Source organism: Enterococcus sp. FR204, from assembly GCF_031143325.1.
Taxonomy (GTDB): domain Bacteria; phylum Bacillota; class Bacilli; order Lactobacillales; family Enterococcaceae; genus Enterococcus_B; species Enterococcus_B faecium.
Genome location: NZ_JAKZIW010000097.1, coordinates 1 through 1,370, shown reverse-complemented (window position 1 = coordinate 1,370; position 1,370 = coordinate 1). Strand labels below are relative to the sequence as shown.

2 protein-coding genes are annotated in these 1,370 nt (G+C 31.2%); both read right to left on the bottom strand.

Annotation, left to right across the window (positions count from 1 at the left end; all coding sequences use genetic code 11):
* Positions 1 to 533: 533 nt before the first annotated feature.
* Complete coding sequence (locus RG571_RS11965; protein ID WP_002337498.1) at positions 534 to 833, bottom strand: DUF5960 family protein; 300 nt, start codon at positions 831 to 833, stop codon at positions 534 to 536.
* A gap of 5 nt (positions 834 to 838) precedes the next feature.
* Positions 839 to 1,069 carry a hypothetical protein gene (locus RG571_RS11960; protein ID WP_058138521.1) on the bottom strand — a complete coding sequence of 77 codons (231 nt, stop codon included), beginning with the start codon at positions 1,067 to 1,069 and terminating at the stop codon, positions 839 to 841.
* Positions 1,070 to 1,370 lie beyond the last annotated feature (301 nt).

Genomic DNA, 1,370 nt, shown 5'->3' with positions numbered 1-1,370 from the left:
CTCGAGTCCTACAGGGTACATTAATGTAGCCAATTGAATCGTTCTGTGTTAGAATTTTTTGAAGAGTATTATACAAGCTAAAGCTTTTCTTCATTGCCACTCATTTGAGTGGCTTTTTTATGTATCCTTTTATGGATTAATGAAAGGATGTTTCACATAGTTATACTTCTGTATATTTGAAAAGTTTTACTTTGATTTTTAAATGGAAAGACATTTGGGTTAAATTGTGAGATAATAATAAAGAAGAGTTTAAAGCGTTCCCCAAAAACCACTCCCCCATAAGTGTATTACGCTTTAAACTCTTTTATATTTGAAGCCATTAAAAAGCATACCATATTTTTGAAAAAAAGTGAGAAAAAAGGCTTATAATTGGAGTGGTAGTTAATTAGTGACTCATTTTTGATTTTATAGCACTGATACTATAAAATATAGATATCATCATATTACACAATCTTAATACTAACTTAAAAATATTTCCTTTTATAAGTATGGTGATAAAATCCGTTCCGGGCTACCTTTTTAGGTAGCCTACTTTAATCTTTATACCTTTCTGGATCAACGAAAGTATACTTTATATAGTCATAACGCCGATGATCGCTTCGAGCGTCTGGCACGTCAGTCACGATATCAAACAAAAAATATACGTCTTTCTTCATTCTCGTTTTCGCAGCAGGGATTTTAAAGTAGTTCTTATTAGAATAGTAGAGATTGATTAATAAGCTATCTTCGATTGCTAAAAAGAAAACTTCTGAATCCCACACCTTATAAAAATCTTTGACAAATCTATTCGAAGGATCAAATTTAAACCATAATTGTGTCTCATTAAAAAGCATAACCATTACTCCGATCTATTTTTAAACTTAGTTTCTACCTCTAATATATATCGAGTTTTTATTTTGCCTTCAGAGAATACTGTTTCTTTTTTTGCAGTTACAGGTTGGTTATTTTCGGAAAAAGCTAATATAGCTAAAATTGAAACATCCATCTGGAATTTATCTTTTTTGCTGCTTTGCTCATAAAAATCTGCATATTCATCACTGATATTTTTTCTAATAAAGTCTTCCATCATAAAAATCACCTCAAAACGATTATACGAACTTATGTTCTGACTGTAAAGCGATATTTGAGGGGCAAAAAAGGGGCAAAAAACTCTTACTAGTCCGTTCTAGCCTAATAATTTTAAGTATTATCAACGTTGTTTTTTCTTGATATAATGGGATTTTTGTCCAGTACGTACAAGCTAAAAACGTTTGTCTTGATGGGCGGTATGATGTAAGAAAAAGCAACTTGCTTATCTACAACTGATCATTAGTGAAAGACAGATAAAAAGAGGCTGGAACAGAAGCGTTTAACTCCAAGAAATAAGAAGA